Here is a 16,720-nt window from a genome sequence, read left to right on the forward strand (position 1 = left end):
GGAGAAAATGAACCTGTCCCCTTACATTATTTCTCTTGGCATCGGACTTGGCGTTGGCGTTGCCTATGCCTTGCTGGGAACACGGTCACCAGCCCCTCCTGTGATTGCCCTGCTGGGACTGCTTGGTATGCTCGCCGGTGAAACCGCTGTCACTTGGGTCAAAGACAAAATATCGCTTGAGGAAGCGGCGGCTCATTGCCTGCATGGCAAATCCTTTCACATGGCAAGTGATGATAATCGCACTCAAGCCGAGTGTGGCTCAGCATCGACTGAGAAAAAATCTTAACCCCCTGGTGCGCCGGTCAATTCCAATCGGAAACCGGCGCACCGAACCAGATCTTTTACTGCGCAACTGCCAAATTCAGTTTCCTTTACCATGAGAACAAAGTCATGACGCCAGCCCCCATTTCGAAATTGTTAAACAGCTTTGCACTGGAACTTATTGTCCGGGTTGCTCTGACCTGTCCGTTCTGGCTGTCTGGTTTGACAAAACTGTTCAACTGGTCGGCGGCGATAGGTGAGATGAACCATTTTGGACTTTCACCCGCAGCACCACTGGCAGCAGGCGTTATTCTTCTGCAACTGAGCGGTTCTATTGCAATCATCCTGGGGCGTCAGGTGTGGCTGGCTGCTGGCGCATTGGGAATATTTACCGCTGTGGCAACCCTCAAGGCACATGCGTACTGGACGTTCCCGGAGGCCGAACGCGCCGCACAAGGCAACATATTCTTTGAGCATGTTGCGATCATTGCCGGGCTCGCACTTGTCGCAATTCTGTCCGAAAAAACATCCCGACGCGTTTAAAGCGTTTTGCGACCTTGGTTGCTGACAGCGCGGTGCCATCTTCAGATCAGGAAACAGGAAAAATGAACGAGACCAAGCCAGTTGAAACAGGTCCATGGGCACCGTTCCGGCATCGGGCATTTGCTTTTTTATGGGTGGCAACCGTCATATCGAATGTCGGCACCTGGATGCACGATGTCGGCGCAGGCTGGCTCATGACAGAGCTGTCCCCCTCTCCGCTGGTTGTCTCGCTGGTTCAGGCTGCGACCACATTACCTGTATTCCTGTTTGCAATCTTTGCCGGGGCGCTTGCGGATTTGATGGATCGCAGAAAATTGCTGATTTCGGTCAATCTTGTCATGGCCGGGTTGGCTGCGGGACTGTCGGTGATGGTTTATCTGCAATTGGTTACGCCTTCGATCCTGATCCTGTTTACATTCTTGATGGGAAGCTGTGCCGCATTGATGGCACCTGCATGGCAGGCAATCGTTCCGGGGCTGGTTGACAAGCCACGTCTGGGAGCTGCGATTGCCCTGAATTCCATGGGCATTAACGTCAGTCGCGCAATCGGCCCGGCATTGGCCGGTTTTCTGATCGTCAGTGCCGGTCTGGTGTCTCCCTTTGCACTCAATACACTCAGTTTTCTTGGGATTCTTGTCGTTCTTTTCTTCTGGAAACCCCAGGAAAATATACAGACCATGCCGCGAGAACACATGATTGGTGCCATGCGTGCCGGTCTTCGCTATGTGTTTAACAGTCCGCCGGTGATTGCCACCCTGATCCGGGCTGTTGCGTTCTTTCTGTTTGCCAGCGCCTATTGGGCAATGCTGCCGTTGATTGCACGCAATATGCTTGACGGGGGGGCTCAGCTTTATGGAATTCTGCTGGCCAGTGTCGGCACAGGCGCTGTATGCGGAGCCATTGTTCTACCAAAAATCAAGGCACGGCTTGGTGCGGACAAAACCGTTATGGCCGGTACGACCGGGACGGCTCTTGTGATGGTCAGTTTCGCTTTGGTACAGCACCCCGTCGTGGCCGTCGCGGCCTCCTTCATTGCCGGGGCGTCATGGATTGCGGTTTTATCTTCGTTGAATGTGTCCACCCAAACCGCTTTGCCTGACTGGGTGCGTGCCCGGGGTTTGTCGGTGTTTCTGACGCTATTTTTCGGGTCGATGTCAGGTGGCAGCGTGGTATGGGGCTGGCTTGCCGAAAAGTTCTCGATTGAAGCGGCTTTGCTCACTGCCGGGGCAGGCGCGATCATTCTGATGATCGCAACAATGCGCATCCGCCTCAATCAGGGGGCCGATCTTGATCTCAGCCCGTCAATGCACTGGCCCGAACCGATCCTGACTGAAAGTATTGAACAGGACCGCGGCCCTGTCATGATCAGAATTTCCTATCGGATCACCCCGGAAAATCACGAGACTTTCCGGAGCCTCATGAATGAAATGCGCAAGGCCCGTCAGCGGCATGGTGCCTACCATTGGGGGCTTCATCAGGACAGCATTGATCACAACCTGTTTGTCGAAACATGGTCGGAAGGTTCATGGATAGAACATTTACGTCATCACAAACGGGTATCTGGCGCGGATCGCGATATTCAGGAAAAGGTCAACCGCCTGCATTTAGGTGACACAAAACCAAAGGTCGATCATTTAATTGCAGTTGATTGATATGATTCCATTTTTTCAAAAGAAAAAAGATCATTTCAGTCCGGCTTGGATCAGAAAAAGTGCTGCAATCTTTTCCGCATTAATGATTATGTTTATGAACACATTAATCGGTGCGGCAACGGCAGAAAACTCATTGGGCTCATCAGTCACTGAACATAAGACAGTTACACTTGCCTGCAATCCGTTCCCTGCCGCGATGATCGCAGACAACAACATCATGCCAGGATTTGACGTTGAAATCTTGCGTGCCGCATTTGCCACACGCAACATCACACTTCTAACGCCCTTCTATCCGTGGAAACGGGCCTATTTTCTTGCCAGTGCGGGTCATGTTGATGGGCTTTGTTCTTGCAGCTACCTGCCGGAACGCAACGTAGATTTCCTGTTTTCTGATGTACTTGGAAATGTCCAGGTCGCCTTTTACAGCACACATGAGCACCTTTTCGACCTGATCGACAAAGAAGATGCATCCAAAATGACCATCGGTGTTGTGAATGGGTATAGCCTGGAAACATTTGCACGAAATGATAAATTTGACGTTGTTATTGCCAATAGTGAAAAGATGCTGGTCAATCTTTTGATATCAAACCGCATTGATGCGGCCTTATCCTTCAGTGTCCCAATGGATTATTACCTGCTCAATGGTGATGAGGATGGGACCCCCGATGCGGATAAGATCAAGACCAAAGTGATCGATAGAAATCCCTATTATTCCTGCATTTCGCGCAAAACGAAAAAGCCGGATATCCTTCTCAACCAATTGAATATGGGCCTGAAAACGATCCGCCAAAGTGGGCTGTATGACAGCATTTTGGCGAAGTACCAGACGAGACTGGATACTTCTGAAGCTTTGCAGGAATAAACCTGAAAATTCGGACCTTTATTGCGATGATATGGCAGGGTCCCTGACTAGCTCCTCCAATGTCATCGCCGCGTTGCCAAAGGCACTTGATATCCCGAGTTCAACGGCCCCTATGGGTCGTCATAGCTCCCCGCATGCGGCGACAGACTATCAAGGACGCGTGAACGGTATTGGAAATCCGAGGGTTGCGGATACATCCAGCTTCCCGGATGTATTTAACGCCGACCTTTTGAAGTTCGTTGCCAACTGATGTGACAATGGAATTTGCGTTCAGGAAACGGGTGGCTGTCAGAAAATCCAACAGCCACCCAATTGTTTTACTTCCACAAATCCGTTGGAATACCAGCGTTGTTTTTGTTCAAGTCATCATGTTCGCTTTTGGCAAAAGCTGCACCTTCGATATGATAGACCAACGGTTCTTCCGAGAAATATTGCTCCAGGCCCGTCATGAACGTCTGATGGTCTTCACTCTCCTCAAAGCCCGGCGTGTGATCTTCGAGTGAGCGCCACCGCACGATCAGGTGGAAGCGTTCGGGTGTTTCAATCCCCTGCGACAGAAGGTGACCGCGGTAACCCTTCGCGCGGGCAAGCAACGGAACAACTTTGGCGAAGGCTTGCCGGAACGATTCAGTCTGCTCCTTGTAAACGGGCAGCTGGGCGATCTCATAAATCATGGTTGCACCTTTAAAATAAGTTCAACGGTTAAGAGTCCGCACTTGCAGGATAAGCTGACGGGTCAACTGCAATCACAACTTTGCCCTGGAGACCGTTATCGGGGCTTTCGAGGCGGGCATGGGCAAGCGGGAGATCGGCGAGCGAATAGACGGCACCGACATGGGGCCGGAGCTGACCGCGTTCGATCAGGGCACTTAGCTCGTCAAGCTTGCCACGGTTCTGGCGGGTGAACACGAAGTGGTAGCTGGCGTTTTTGCCCCAGGCTTCGATCAGGTTCTGGGGCTGTGCGATATCGACAATCGAGACAACCCGGCCAAGCTGGGCCAGCGCATCAGCACTTTTGGCCAGAGTGTTGCCGCCGATAGTGTCAAAGATGACATCAACCCCGTGGCCGTCGGTTTCGCGCAGGATGGCATCGACATAATCCTCTTTTTCGTAATCAATGAGGACGTCGGCCCCAAGGCTTTTCACGAATTCGAAGTTCTCCTCGCGCACGGTGGTAAAGACCTTTGCGCCAATCGCCTTTGCCAGCTGGATCGTGACATGGCCGACACCGCCGGCACCGCCGTGGATCAGGATGCTTTCACCGACCCGAAGGCCCGCACGCACCACCAGTGCCTCCCACGCCGTGCCCCCGACCAGCGTCAGGCTGGCGGCTTCAAGGTGGCTGAGCGATGCCGGTTTTTTGCCGACAATGTTTTCGGACGCAACATGGTATTCGGCGTAGCTTCCGTCCCCGTCAAAGATCTGCGGGGTGTACCAGACCTCATCACCGGGCACGAAGCTGGTGACACCGGGGCCAACACTTTCGACGACGCCGGAAACGTCATGACCGGTAATCGCCGGCAGGGGCACGTAGTCGGAATAGTCGCCGCGACGGACCTGGTAATCCAGCGGATTGATCGAGGTGGCATGGACCCGGACAAGGACCTGGCCGGCCTGCGGGACCGGTTTGGCAACGTCCTGGAGGGTGAATGATTCCGGACCGCCAAAGGCGTTCAGGATCTGGGCTTTCATTGTTTCGGCTTTCATCTTGGTACCTCATTTCGTTAAAAAGGAATATCGAGAAATCTCGATGTATATTGGCAAATAGTTACAGCTCTTTGCCGATCGTCTCGGCAAAGGCACGGATGCCGGCTTCGTTTCGCTTGTAGTAGGTCCACTGCCCGATGCGTCTGACTTCCACCAGACCCACACGTTGCAGCGTCGCAAGGTAATCGGACACTGTCGATTGCGACAGTCCAACACCTTCCTGAATACTGCTGACGCAAACTCCAACCGTATCCACGTCCCCCTCGTCTTGCGGGGGAAAGTTCTTCGCAGGCTCTTTCAGACCTTTGAGGATCTCAAGGCGTGTCCGGTTCGAGAGGGCTTTGAATATTTCGAGCATTTCCATAACGCAAAACATATCTGGATTTTCCGATATGTCAATATGCAATGCCCGCAGGGCTGGTATGCGTGCCTGAAAGGCCCTGATCGGGGCATCGGCAGATAGCTGGATGGACGCCCGTCTGCGCCGGAGTGACAGTAGGCTTTTGTGTGGGGGAAAGTGGTTCCCAAGTTCGTCATTCCCGCGCAGGCGGGAATCCAGTTTGGCGGCGGGCCTTATTCGCCCGGGCGTTTGCGCGTTAAGGCCAGAACCCCGAATTATGACAGAGCTGAACCCTAGCTTGGTTTCGGATCCCCTTCTGGAAGCCTCACTCCGGCCGCCAATCGTAAATTTCGCGATCAATGGAAATCGTGACTATCGATTTTCAAATCTGGCGTTTTTTGTGATTTGGACACGCCTGAGGGGCTTAAACTATCCAGTCCCGACGCCCAGCGCAGATTGCGCGGATGTGTGTTATTGCTACGCGCAATTTTGGTGTTGTCGCTCAACCCTTGCAGCATCCCGGTCAGTTCCACCAGCCTGTCCGCAATGATATGCGTGACGCCATCTTCGCACTGAAGCTTGCCGGTAACGCCAAGAACGGTAGCAGTCATGATTTCCCGCCGGAATTTTTCCATGATCTTGTTCCAGACCACCAGATTGACGATGCCGGTTTCATCCTCAAGGGTTATGAAAACCACGCCTGACGATGTTCCGGGGCGCTGGCGGACAATGGCAAGACCGGCATGGGTCACACGGTCCCCGTCGCGCAGATTGGGCAGATCCGATGCCCTGGATATGCCCGCCGCGGCCAAGGCATCGCGCAACATGCTTATCGGATGACCTTTCAGCGACAGGCGCAGGCTGGCGTAATCTTCGATAATTTCCTCGCCCGGTGCCATGATCGGCAAATCGACCGGAGCCTCGGCACCGAACTCGGCCGAAACGCCCATATTGTGATTGAAGTTCTGGGCCGCCTCAAACAGGGGTAAAACCGGCGGTGCCTTACGCCCCTTGCCAAAACGCCGCACCGCCCAAAGGGCCTCGCGCCGTGACAGACCAAGCGATCCGAACGCATCTGCCTCGGCCAGTTTTTCAAGGGCTGCGGGCGAAAGCTTCGTCTGACGCGCCATCAGATACACATCCTGATAACCGCCCGACGGCTTGTTATCCATCACGGCCAAGGCGTCAAGCGCACCAAATCCCCGGATTTGGCGAAATCCCAACCGCACGGAATGATAGCCGCCATGACGCCCCAATTCACGTTCCAGCCGGTTATCCCAGAAACTGTAATTGATATCGATTTCCAGCACGCGCACACCATGGTTTTTGGCATCCGCCACCAGTTGTGCCGGGGCATAAAACCCCATCGGCTGGGCGTTTAAAAGAGCGCATAAAAACACATCGGGATGATGGCATTTAAGCCAGGATGACGCATAGGCCAGAATGGCAAAACTCGCCGCATGGCTTTCAGGAAAACCGTAATCGGCAAAGCCTTCGATCTGTTTGAAGCAACGTTCGGCAAATTCCGGATCATAGCCGTTTTTAAGCATGCCATTGATAAATTTGTCGCGATGCTCGCCAATTGTGCCGGTACGTTTAAAGGTTGCCATGGCCCGTCTGAGATTGTCGGCCTCTCCCCCGGAATAACCCGCCGCAACAATAGCGATCTGCATCGCCTGTTCCTGAAACAGCGGCACGCCACAGGTACGCTCCAGAACGGTTTCAAGTTCCCTTGACGGGTATTCGACCTTTTCACGCTTCATGCGCCGTTGCAAAAACGGATGCACCATGCCGCCCTGGATCGGGCCGGGCCGAACGATCGCAACCTGGATCGTAAGATCATAAAGGCTGCGAGGCTTCAGGCGCGGCAGCATGCTCATCTGGGCCCGCGATTCCACCTGAAACGTCCCGATACTGTCGGCCTTTTCCAGCATGTCATACACTTTCCCGTCTTCCTTGGGCAGGGTGGCAAGCGTGTAATCAATATCCTTGTGGTCGCGCAACGCATCAAACGCCTTGCGTATACAGGTCAGCATGCCAAGGGCGAGCACATCGACCTTGAGAATCCCCAGCGCATCGATATCGTCCTTGTCCCATTCAATGGTGGTGCGATCCGCCATCGCGGCATTGGCAATCGGTGAAAGCTCACATAACGGTCCACGCGTGATCACAAATCCCCCGACATGCTGGGACAAATGGCGTGGGAACCCAGTCAGTTCACCGGCCAGATCCAGCACGGCTTTCAGGCGCGGCTCATCAGGATGAAGACCCGACTGGCGCATCATCTCGTCATGTGCACCCTTGCTGCCTGACCCCCAGATGGTTTTGGTCAGCTTGACAATCGTGTCTTCCGACAGGCCGAACACCTTGCCAACATCGCGAATGGCGCTGCGCGACCGGTATGAAATGACCGTGGCGGTCAGTCCGGCCCGGTCACGGCCATAGCGTTCATAGATATGCTGGATAACCTCTTCGCGCCGTTCATGTTCAAAATCGACATCGATGTCGGGCGGTTCGTTGCGCGCATTGCTGATAAAGCGCGAAAACAGCAATTCCACCTTGGCCGGGTCGACCGATGTGACATGCAGGCAAAAACAGACCGATGAATTGGCCGCCGATCCTCGCCCCTGACACAGAATGTTTTGCGATCTGGCAAAGGCGACAATGTCATGCACGGTCAGAAAATAGGGCGCAAAACCAAGCTCGTCGATCAGTTTCAGTTCGGCTTCGATCAATTTCCGAACCTTGTCAGGAATGCCGTCGGGATAACGTTTCTGCGCCCCTTCCCAAGTCAGGCGCACAAGGCGTTCCTGCGTGCCTTCGCCCGATCCGTCATTTTCATCCGGATATTCGTATTTCAGTTCTGCAAGGTTGAACGTGCATTGATTGGCGATCTCGACGGTACGCGACAGCCAGTGGGGGTGATCGGGAAACAAACGCGCCATTTCATCCGGCGATTTGATATGGCGCTCCCCATTGGGAAACAGGCGATATCCCGCATCCTCAATCCGGCAATGATGACGAATGCAGGTCAGGACATCCTGCAACGGCTTGCGTGATCGCAGATGCATATGCACGTCATTGGTGACGACGGCCGGGATGCCAAGCTCATTCTCAATCGCCTCGGTAAAAGCCAGCCTTTCGCTGTCAAACCCGTCCATAAACCGCCCAACCGCCAGCCAGAGCTTTCCGGAAAAATGGCTTTGAAGACCGATCAGTTTTCTCCGAAAATCATCGTCAGGCACCTGTGGCGGAACAGCAATGAATAGCAGACCTTCGGCGTGATCGAGAATGTCGGTCAGATAAATCTCACACGATCCCTTGGGCGCGCGGCGCTTACCAACGGTCAGCAACCGGCACAGCCGGGCATAGGCCGCCCGATCCGTCGGATAACACAGAAATGAAGGCGCATCGACGGGATCAATCCGGCAGCCGACCACATATTTCAGCCGGTCCCTGTAAGGGGCATGGGCACTGTGCCCGCGCACGATCCCGGCCAGACTATTGCGATCGGTAATTGCAATCGCATGCAGCCCCTTGGTGGCCGCACTTAAAACCAGTTCTTCGGCATGTGATGCCCCCCGCAGAAAGGAAAAATTGCTGCTGACCTGAAGCTCGGCATAGGTGGGCGTATTATCCATAGTGGCAAGAAGTGTTTCCTGCGTCATGACCTATCCTCCAAACAGGCCATGAACCGACCAGATATCCCGTCTGGCCGGACCACTTCGAAACAGCCACAACATCCGGCCCTTCTGATCGCACACCCGGAAATAGTCCCGGGTCTGTTGACCAAGCGCAAAGTCATGCCGGTCCAGATGTTCCCACCATTCCGGGCAGATACGTTCAGGCCCCTCCGCGCTCAGGATTTCGACAACCATCCTGCGCCAACGCAATCTGGTCGGGGCACCGGTTTCGCTGCATGCAAGGATATCGACCGGTTCGGGTGGATCAATCAGGCGCACGGGACGCCGGGGCAGTTGCACGCTATCAAGCCGGGCCGGTGTGGCCGGGCCGACAGGGGCTTGGCGAATGGCAGCCCGTTCGGGCAGATGGCTGGCGTGATGACCCGGGCGAAACAGGATATCGCCCGGACCCAGATGATGGGTAATCCGGTCAATCAATTGCGCAAGGGCAGCGGCCTCGCCACAATCATCCTGCTTGCGATCCAGCCGAGCCTGACGAAAGGTGACATGTTCAACCCAGGGAGCATAAAGGATCACTTCCTCAATGCCGAACCCGGTATCCACACCGGGCATCTTTTCAGTCAGCAGGCGCAGGACATGAAGCTCGATCTGACACGGACTACCGGTTGTCACGGCAATCGTATGGGTATGCCCATCGACCCGCACACAGCGCAGAACGATACGGCGCAGTCCCAGGTTTTCGTCCCGAAGCATTCCACACAGTTCTTCCATCATGACCTCAACGGCCAATGCAAGACTGTCGGCATCGCCCAAAGGCTCGCCAAAATTGCGCCTGATCAGCCAGCGATGTTCGGGCAGTTCGAAATTCAGATGTTCGGGCAGGCGACCATAAAACTGATCAAGACGTTGCAATACATCCGGCCCCAGTCGGGTGGTGATGTTCGCCCGCGGCAAGGGCACGATATCGCCCAGATGTTTAAGTCCGAGCCGGGAGAGCAAGGTCAAAAGATCATCCGCCAACCGCAGGCAGGATACCGGGAAACCGGCGGCAATCGCATGATCTCGCGGCAGATGCAGGATACGCTGCTCGGGCGCGCCCGGATGGCTGCGTGCCGCGGCCCAGGCCGCTCCAGCGGTATCGGCAATCGCGGCACGGGCGTGAAAGCCCCATGCCTGTACATCGCGCAGGACGCTCCCCAGCATGGCGGTTTCACCACCAAACAGATGACTTCCACCCGTGATGTCGAGCCAAAATCCCGCATCGCCCTGCAAGCTGCGGGCGTGCAAGGCCTGGTCCGGTGCGACCCAGGGACTGTAACGATCCATCAACCGGACCAAACGTGTCAGTTCCGACTGATAACGTTGCGGTTCTTCAGGAATATTTTCCAGACCGGGCAGGATACTGCGCGCATCGGACAGGCGCATAGCCCCTTGCAGCCCACTCTGATACGCCGCACCATTCAACCCGCAGACCAGAACGCCTTTGTGATCAGCACGCGTGATGACCAGCGGCACATCATTTCCAGGCGTTTGCCGCGTTTCATCCCCGGAGGCATGCCGGGCCTTCCGGTGGCAGTCGGTTTTCCATTGCGTCAACCACAGATATAGAAAACGTTGTTGCATTGACCTCAACTCTCCAGCCGCCCGGTCGAACCCCGCGTCCTCCGATCAGGCTGAGATGATGGATATTCCCTGTCATGTTGGCCTTTCGATCACCGGAAGGTTCGATTTTCCAGCGTGTCAGCGCACTGGATGGTGCAAGGCGTTCGATGCTTTGCGCCCTTCGGAGCACGATCAGGCGGGTCCCTGCCTTCTCGCATGCCAGTTGCAGCCGCCGGGCCGCCGTCAGGCCATAGTCGGTCGTTTCCAGAATTACGGATGCGACCTGCCCGGATTTGGCAACTTCCTCACATGCCCAAAGAGCCGTAACCTGTTGACCGGTCGTCATCATCAAGAGGGGTGGACCCGATGCCCGATCCGGCAGGGACAAATGGTAAAACCCTCCCTGATCAATCGCCCGCCGCTGCCTGATCCAAAAAACAGGTTTGCCACAAGGCGCTGACTTACATCGGCTCCTGCCAATCTGAGCAAGATGCCACGCCAGAACCGATGCAGCCCCCGCATCATGGCCACATACCACTTCATGCAAGCCAACGGATAGAATACCGGCAGTGCCTAAATGTCGGGGTAACGACACAGCCCCAAAGGCATGCGAAATCACATCATCCGCCGCACCGGGCGGACAAGTAATCTGCCCCTTCCACTGTTTCTCGACCTGCGCCAAAGCGGCGCGAGCCTCATCAAGCCGTTCAGCTAACATCACACACAGCAATTGTTCACTATTTGTTCTCTTTTAGGCGTTGACATATGCCAGAGTCAAACCGAAACTCTCGGATATTTTTCATTCAGAGCAGTTGTACGGACCGAAACCTGCCGTTTTCCCTATCCGACCAGAATCGTATGGCTGCAAGGATCAGGGAAAATCAAGCCGAACAAATGGCTCAGCTTCCTCAAACACATCCCGAATTATAACAAGTCGGGAATCAGGATATTTCATCAGAAAATCTGGAAGAATTAGAGCGATGGAGCAGTGATTACGCTTTGTAAACACTGCTCCTGTCATGTGCCACAAAAGGTGACATTTGGCTTCTTGCGAAATCAATGCCTTAGCATCTTCGATTGCCAGATAAGTTGACATGGATTGACACATAAGCTGACAAAAAGCTGCTGAGTTGACAGAAAAGATGACAAATTCAAACAAACAGTTTGTCATACCCTTGTGAATTGATCCTTAGAACTGCAAACGCGACACATAAAATTGGAACGGGCAGAGCAAGTTCAACTGAATGATATGAACACGCTCTGCTCGTACTTTGTTATCGAAATTTGCTGTTGGCATCATGATCGGTACGGGTATCTTCGATCACGAAGCCGCTGAAACATGCTGCCCGGTTGAGTCGGACAGGCTGTTAGAGCTGCTAGAGCTTTTTGAGGAATCAGTCTGTAATTCCTGAATATCATTCATCCAGTGGACTCAAGAGGCTGCCACCATCTTGGAAAGTCTCCGACCCAGCGACAAATTCGGATCGGACAGATTCAATATTACGCTAAGGTGGTTGAGGTCTGCTTCGCTCCGAAGTTCCGTATGCTGTCCTTCCTGCGAAAGAAGCGCATTCAGGGCGATCGCCTGGTCCTGGAATGGAGCCGTTTCTTTCGCCCCGCGCGTTATGACCCGCAAGGGGACAGGCATTTGTCGCGCCGTCAGCACGGACCATGACGTCGCTTCATCCACACGCATTTCCGCCTCGTCCTTAAGGAAGCAGCCGGGAATGTCCGTCAGGTCGTAAATACCACTCACCAGAAGCATCCCCTGGATCGGCGGTACGTCCGGCGGGCGAGTATCACCGGGTGCTTCTGCGGCAAGCAGTGCCGCAAGGTGCGCCCCGGCGGAGTGTCCACTGACCGTAAAACGCGATGCATCCGCACCGATTTTAGGGGCAAGGTCTATAAGCTTCCGTGCTGCGGACCGCACTTGTTCGACAATTTCGGCCAACCTTGTGCCGGGCATAAGATCATAACTCACCATTGCCGCGATCCCACCGGCCGCGATCACCGGTGCCGCCACGAGCGTGTGGGCCTCTTTGCTGCCCGCCCGCCAGTAGCCACCATGAATAAACATGTGTAACGGCGCGCCTGGTGCTGGGTTTGGCGGAAAGACAAGGTCGAAGCTTTGCCGGGGAGTCTGGCCATAGCGCACGTCCGGTTCCATGCGAACTTGCGCCGCAAGCGCACGGCTGCGCGCCTCCGTTTCGGCCATGATCGCGTCAAAATCTGGAATGAAATCCCGGTTGCGATAGAGGTCGGGCTCTGCCATCAACCTTGCCTTTCCTAATGTCAAAATTCGACGGCGAAGTACTTGGGCTCCATGAATTCGAGGATGCCCGTGACACCGCCTTCCCGTCCAAGGCCACTCTGCTTGGTGCCGCCGAACGGAGCCGCCGGATCAGACATAAGCCCCCGGTTAATGCCGATCATCCCGGTTTCAATCCCGCGCCCGACGCGCATCGCCCGCATAATGTCACGCGAATAGATATAGGCAGCAAGACCGTATTCGGTGTCATTGGCAAGTGTGATCGCGTCTTCCTCGGTCTCGAAACGGTAGACCGCAGCAACCGGGCCAAAGATTTCCTCATGCGCAAGTGCCGCGTCCGTCGGCACGTTCTCAAGCACGGTCGGGGGATAATAATAGCCGCTTCCCGGCAGCGGCGCACCGCCGACCGTGGCCCGCGCCCCACGCGATTTCGCCTCAGTAACCAGTCGGTCGATTTTATCAACCGCATTAACTGTGATCATCGGGCCGCACTGGGTGTCTGGTGCGTAACCCGCGCCCAATTTCAACTTCGCCATGCGTGCCGTCAGCCCTTCGACAAAGGCGTCGTGGATACCCGATTGCACATAGAACCGGTTGGCCGCCGTGCAGGCTTCACCGCCGTTGCGCATTTTGGCAACCATTGCACCGTCGAGTGCAGCGTCGAGGTCCGCGTCGTCAAAGACCACGAAGGGCGCATTACCGCCAAGCTCCATCGAGCAACTCACCACCGATTTCGAAGCCTCGGCCAGCAGGGTGCGCCCAACACCGGTCGAGCCGGTGAAAGACAGTTTCCGGACCCGTGGATCGGCCAGCATCGCGGATGTCACCGGTCCCGGGGTCGTTGTTGTAAGCACGTTCACCACGCCATCTGGCACCCCGGCCTCGGCACCGAGCCGTGCCATTGCATAGGCGGTCAGCGGCGTCTCGGAGGCTGGTTTGAGAATGACCGTGCACCCCGCTGCGAGCGCAGGGCCGATCTTGCGCGTGGCCATGGCCGCCGGGAAATTCCACGGCGTGATCAGTACCGCGATCCCGATCGGTTCGTGATCCACAAGGATGTTATGTGCGCCCGATGGCGTACGGCGGAATTCGCCACCGATCCGTGTCGCCTCTTCGGCATACCAGCGGAAGAATTCGGCGGCATAGGCAACCTCACCTCGCGCATCTGCCAAGGCCTTGCCGTTCTCAAGCGAGATCAGCAGGGCCAATTCCTCGGCATGATCGGTCATCAGGGTGAACCAGCGGCGCAGGATTTCCGACCGTTGCCGGGGCGGCGTGCGGCGCCACTCCGCAGCGGCAGCCTCGGCGGCGTCTACTGCGCGCAGGGCATCATCAATGCTGGCATCGGGCACCTCGGCAAGGGTGTTGCCGGTTGAGGGGTCAAGCACAGGGATGCCCTGTCCAGCCTCCCATTTTCCGCCGATATAAAGACCTTGAGCATGGAGAGAGGGATTCGCGTAGCCAGTGAAGGCTGTATCGAGGGTCATGGGAATTTCCTTTAGTTCATTTCAAGAGAGGCGAGGTCGCCGGAATAGGCCGCGTCGAGCAGTTTGCGCATGTCAGCCAGATCAAGCGGACGCGGATTGTTCTGGATAAGCCGCGCAATGCCGCAGGATTGCTCCGCCACCCAGTCAAGCCGGTCTTCCGCCAGCCCAAGGTCGCGAAGGGTCTTTGGAATACCAATGCGTCCGAAAAGTCCGGCGATGGCCGGGATCACGTCGGTAGGGCTGCTAAGACCTGTTGCCTTGGCGATCTGGTCCAACTCGGGTCCAATGGCGGGTGTGTTCCACGCCATGACGTAAGGCATCAGGCAGGCTACCCCGGCCCCGTGTGCGGTATGGGTCAGCGCGCCCACAGGATACTGGATCGCATGCGCAGCCGCCGTCCCGGCGACGCCAAAGGCAAGGCCCGCCGTCGTCGCCCCTAGCATGACCTTGGCGCGTGCCTCGATATTGTCGCCGTTCGTACAGGCCGCTTCCAACCCCTCCCAGAGCAATCCAATGGCGGTCAGGGCGAAATGGTCCGAGGTCGCATTTTTACCGACGAAGACGCGTTCCTGCGCCAGTCCCGGAACCGGATCGCGGCGGATCGCAGTGAAGGCTTCGATTGCATGGGTCAGCGCATCGGCACCGGCAATCGCGGTCAAAGAAGACGGACAGGTCAGGGTGAGTTCAGGGTCGCAGATCGAAACGGTCGGAATAATAAAGGGCGACGAAATCCCGACTTTGAGGTGCCGCTCGGAATCCGACAGAACCGCGACCGGCGTCGCTTCGGACCCGGTGCCCGCTGTGGTCGGCAACGCGATCAGCGGCATTACCGGGCCGGGCACCATGAACTCGCCGTAATAATCCTGTGGGTGCCCGCCATGGGTAAGCAACACGGCCACGCATTTTGCCATGTCAAGGCAGGACCCACCCCCGATACCAATCACAAGGTCCGGGGCGAAACTGCGTGCGGCGTCCGCACTGGTGACGGCTGTTTCAACCGGCACGTCGGGCAGGGTCGATGCATCGACCTTAACCGAAACTCCAGCAGTCTCGAGCTGTTCTACCACTCTGAGGAAATCCGGGTCGCGCGCCAACCGTTCATCGGTGACGACCAGCGCCCGCCGCCCGAGTTTCGATGCAACCTGTCCCAGGGCGTTGCGCTGGCCCGCACCGAAGATCAATTCTCTCGGAGCCCTGATCGTGCCGAATATAGTCATTTTTTCTCCTAACTTGCTGTCTTCAGCCCTTTGCGAGGGCCTGTATCTCGTTATGCAGAGGTTCGGGCAAGTCGATGCCCGTCGAAAGTGCGCGCGCCCTGCGGGCCCGCATTCCATCGCCCGGCACGGCAACTGGGCGGCTCGGATCGGTGGGCCGCGAAGCACGAAGGCGATGGAGATAAGTGGTAAGGCCCGCAGCTCTGTTCTCCTCTGCCGCTGGGTCGATCATGACGATGACGTCCCCCTTGTTCGCGATTTCGGTTGCATCCAGCGTGCCGCGCACATCTGGCGCGAAAGCTGACCCGGCCAGTGCTGCGACAAGAAGTTCGATCCCGAGCCCAAGCCCGTAGCCTTTGGCGTCATCTCCGAAGGGCGCAATGGCCCCGGACTTTGCCGCCTCCGGGTCGGTGGTGCGCTGGCCTTGTGCGTCTACGGCCCAGCCGTCGGGAATCGGATCGCCGGTCAAGGCGTAGTGGTGGATCTTGCCCATCGAGACACGGCTTGTCGCAAGATCGAGAACGAAGGGCTCCGCGCCTGTCGGGATTCCGATGGCGATCGGATTGGTCCCCAGCATCGCCTCGGTGCCGCCAAACGGATGAACCAGCGCCTCGCTGGTGGTCAAAACGATTGCGATCAATCCACGGTTTGCTGCCGCCTCGGCATAATAGGCAAGCATTCCGATATGGTTGGTGTTGCGAATCCCGGCCAAGGCAATTCCATGTTCGGTGACAACCTGTGACAGTTGCTCTATCGCCCGCATCATGACGACTGGCCCAAGACCGCGTTTTCCGTCAACCGAAAGAAACCCTGACCGTATCCAGGTACCCATGCCCGAGGTGGTGGGATGAGCAAGCCCCCCTTGCAACCGTGCGATGAGCCGCGGGAGCCGCTGGAGTCCATGAGATGGCAACCCACGCAACTCGGCCTCGATGAGGAGGTCGGCCTGAACGCGGGCGTTCGATAAGCTAACTCCCTGATCTAAAAGTAGTTTTTCAGCCGTTTCCCGAATGCTTTCGGTTGAAACCAGCAAGGCAAACCTCCACTCTAAAATTAAATCATATATGATATTATATTTGACATTCGATATCCTATCAATGTTAAGGTTGAATTTGTCAAGAATGATAATCGTAAGGAGA

The 16,720-nt window shown here is 56.0% G+C and carries 15 protein-coding genes; 5 read left to right on the forward strand and 10 right to left on the reverse strand.

Annotation, left to right across the window (positions count from 1 at the left end; genetic code table 11):
* The first annotated feature begins 7 nt into the window (after positions 1-7).
* The 5 genes from LG297_RS16390 (at position 8) to LG297_RS16410 (ending at position 3,568) form a co-directional block, all read left to right on the forward strand.
* Positions 8-286: a DUF1427 family protein gene (locus LG297_RS16390; protein ID WP_404422125.1), complete on the forward strand. Its 279-nt coding sequence runs from the start codon at positions 8-10 to the stop codon at positions 284-286.
* 104 nt (positions 287-390) lie between these two features.
* Positions 391-804 (forward strand): DoxX family protein, encoded by a 414-nt coding sequence (locus tag LG297_RS16395; RefSeq protein ID WP_404422127.1) that lies wholly within the window; start codon positions 391-393, stop codon positions 802-804.
* Positions 805-866: 62 nt separating this feature from the next.
* Positions 867-2,456: an MFS transporter gene (locus LG297_RS16400; RefSeq protein ID WP_404422129.1), complete on the forward strand. Its 1,590-nt coding sequence runs from the start codon at positions 867-869 to the stop codon at positions 2,454-2,456.
* Complete coding sequence (locus LG297_RS16405; RefSeq protein WP_404422131.1) at positions 2,443-3,318, forward strand: substrate-binding periplasmic protein; 876 nt, start codon at positions 2,443-2,445, stop codon at positions 3,316-3,318. The genes LG297_RS16400 and LG297_RS16405 overlap by 14 nt, the downstream gene beginning before the upstream one ends.
* Positions 3,319-3,349: 31 nt before the next feature.
* Complete coding sequence (locus tag LG297_RS16410) at positions 3,350-3,568, forward strand: GMC oxidoreductase (RefSeq protein ID WP_404422133.1); 219 nt, start codon at positions 3,350-3,352, stop codon at positions 3,566-3,568.
* Positions 3,569-3,635: 67 nt separating this feature from the next.
* Here LG297_RS16410 and LG297_RS16415 read toward each other — a convergent pair whose 3' ends face one another.
* From LG297_RS16415 to LG297_RS16460, 10 genes are all read right to left on the reverse strand, one after another.
* Entirely contained in the window at positions 3,636-3,992 is a 357-nt protein-coding gene (locus tag LG297_RS16415) for an antibiotic biosynthesis monooxygenase family protein (protein ID WP_404422135.1), read from the reverse strand.
* A 28-nt stretch (positions 3,993-4,020) separates the two neighbouring features.
* Entirely contained in the window at positions 4,021-5,025 is a 1,005-nt protein-coding gene (locus tag LG297_RS16420; protein WP_404422137.1) for a zinc-dependent alcohol dehydrogenase family protein, read from the reverse strand.
* Positions 5,026-5,086: 61 nt separating this feature from the next.
* A complete protein-coding gene (locus tag LG297_RS16425) occupies positions 5,087-5,401 on the reverse strand; it encodes an ArsR/SmtB family transcription factor (protein ID WP_404421991.1) in 315 nt (104 codons plus the stop codon).
* A 320-nt stretch (positions 5,402-5,721) separates the two neighbouring features.
* Positions 5,722-9,033, reverse strand: coding sequence for an error-prone DNA polymerase (locus LG297_RS16430; protein WP_404422139.1), 3,312 nt, complete (start codon positions 9,031-9,033; stop codon positions 5,722-5,724).
* A gap of 3 nt (positions 9,034-9,036) precedes the next feature.
* Positions 9,037-10,524, reverse strand: coding sequence for a Y-family DNA polymerase (locus LG297_RS16435; protein ID WP_404422141.1), 1,488 nt, complete (start codon positions 10,522-10,524; stop codon positions 9,037-9,039).
* A 25-nt stretch (positions 10,525-10,549) separates the two neighbouring features.
* Entirely contained in the window at positions 10,550-10,960 is a 411-nt protein-coding gene (locus tag LG297_RS16440; RefSeq protein ID WP_404422143.1) for a hypothetical protein, read from the reverse strand.
* A gap of 1,083 nt (positions 10,961-12,043) precedes the next feature.
* Entirely contained in the window at positions 12,044-12,883 is an 840-nt protein-coding gene (locus LG297_RS16445; protein ID WP_404422145.1) for an alpha/beta hydrolase, read from the reverse strand.
* Between the two features lie 20 nt (positions 12,884-12,903).
* Positions 12,904-14,367: an NAD-dependent succinate-semialdehyde dehydrogenase gene (locus tag LG297_RS16450; RefSeq protein WP_404422147.1), complete on the reverse strand. Its 1,464-nt coding sequence runs from the start codon at positions 14,365-14,367 to the stop codon at positions 12,904-12,906.
* A gap of 11 nt (positions 14,368-14,378) precedes the next feature.
* A complete protein-coding gene (locus LG297_RS16455; RefSeq protein ID WP_404422149.1) occupies positions 14,379-15,584 on the reverse strand; it encodes an iron-containing alcohol dehydrogenase in 1,206 nt (401 codons plus the stop codon).
* A gap of 22 nt (positions 15,585-15,606) precedes the next feature.
* Positions 15,607-16,614, reverse strand: coding sequence for an Ldh family oxidoreductase (locus tag LG297_RS16460; protein WP_404422151.1), 1,008 nt, complete (start codon positions 16,612-16,614; stop codon positions 15,607-15,609).
* Positions 16,615-16,720 lie beyond the last annotated feature (106 nt).

The sequence above is a fragment of the Thalassospira australica genome, from assembly GCF_044790785.1.
In the GTDB taxonomy this organism is placed as follows: domain Bacteria; phylum Pseudomonadota; class Alphaproteobacteria; order Rhodospirillales; family Thalassospiraceae; genus Thalassospira; species Thalassospira australica_A.

Coding starts and splice junctions, on each gene's coding strand:
- LG297_RS16390 (WP_404422125.1), top strand. CDS start 8: ATGAACCTGTCCCCTTACATTATTTCTCTTGGCATCGGACTTGGCGTT.
- LG297_RS16395 (WP_404422127.1), top strand. CDS start 391: ATGACGCCAGCCCCCATTTCGAAATTGTTAAACAGCTTTGCACTGGAA.
- LG297_RS16400 (WP_404422129.1), top strand. CDS start 867: ATGAACGAGACCAAGCCAGTTGAAACAGGTCCATGGGCACCGTTCCGG.
- LG297_RS16410 (WP_404422133.1), top strand. CDS start 3,350: ATGGCAGGGTCCCTGACTAGCTCCTCCAATGTCATCGCCGCGTTGCCA.
- LG297_RS16415 (WP_404422135.1), bottom strand. CDS start 3,992: ATGATTTATGAGATCGCCCAGCTGCCCGTTTACAAGGAGCAGACTGAA.
- LG297_RS16420 (WP_404422137.1), bottom strand. CDS start 5,025: ATGAAAGCCGAAACAATGAAAGCCCAGATCCTGAACGCCTTTGGCGGT.
- LG297_RS16425 (WP_404421991.1), bottom strand. CDS start 5,401: ATGTTTTGCGTTATGGAAATGCTCGAAATATTCAAAGCCCTCTCGAAC.
- LG297_RS16430 (WP_404422139.1), bottom strand. CDS start 9,033: ATGACGCAGGAAACACTTCTTGCCACTATGGATAATACGCCCACCTAT.
- LG297_RS16440 (WP_404422143.1), bottom strand. CDS start 10,960: ATGATGACGACCGGTCAACAGGTTACGGCTCTTTGGGCATGTGAGGAA.
- LG297_RS16445 (WP_404422145.1), bottom strand. CDS start 12,883: ATGGCAGAGCCCGACCTCTATCGCAACCGGGATTTCATTCCAGATTTT.
- LG297_RS16450 (WP_404422147.1), bottom strand. CDS start 14,367: ATGACCCTCGATACAGCCTTCACTGGCTACGCGAATCCCTCTCTCCAT.
- LG297_RS16455 (WP_404422149.1), bottom strand. CDS start 15,584: ATGACTATATTCGGCACGATCAGGGCTCCGAGAGAATTGATCTTCGGT.